The following is a 511-nucleotide window of genomic DNA, read 5'->3' as shown; positions in this document are numbered from 1 at the left end:
CGGTGTTGCGTCTTGTCGCGCTGATGAATGCACGCTCCCACATCATTGCCAATGCTGCCATTAGCCCCTATCGCAAGGGTGAAATCCCACTGGCTAAGGACTTTGTGGAAAGCATACCCAATCACTCGGTGACCTTACTGGACAAAGGGTTTTTCAGCGCTGATCTGTTGTTGAGTATCCAAAACGCTGAGCAAAACAGGCACTGGATGATCCCTGAACGCAAAGGAACGGTCAGGACGGAAGTCGAACATTATGGCGATGGCGATTATCTGGTGCAGATGAGGGTCTCGCCGCAGGCGCGTAAAAAGAATCCGGCATTACCTGAGTACTGGCAGGTAAGAGCTGTGACTTACCAAGTTGAAGGAAATGAGAAAACGGTCTTCACCTCGCTACCGGCTTCGAAATTTAGCGCAGAACAGGTTGCGACGCTTTATCACGAGCGGTGGGAGATCGAGTTGGGTTTCAGAGATATCAAAAGCTCAATGCAAGACAATGCTCTGACGCTTCGCAG

The 511-nt window shown here is 50.7% G+C and carries 1 protein-coding gene; it reads left to right on the top strand.

The genetic code is table 11. From position 1 onward, the window contains the following. A partial coding sequence (locus HMPREF3112_RS08825) for an IS4 family transposase (RefSeq protein ID WP_141738666.1) occupies positions 1–511 on the top strand: 511 nt, incomplete at both ends.

Origin of the sequence: Streptococcus sp. HMSC10E12, from assembly GCF_001807855.1 — a bacterium.
GTDB classification, from domain to species: Bacteria; Bacillota; Bacilli; order Lactobacillales; family Streptococcaceae; genus Streptococcus; species Streptococcus salivarius.
This window is presented reverse-complemented; position numbering and strand designations above follow the sequence as displayed.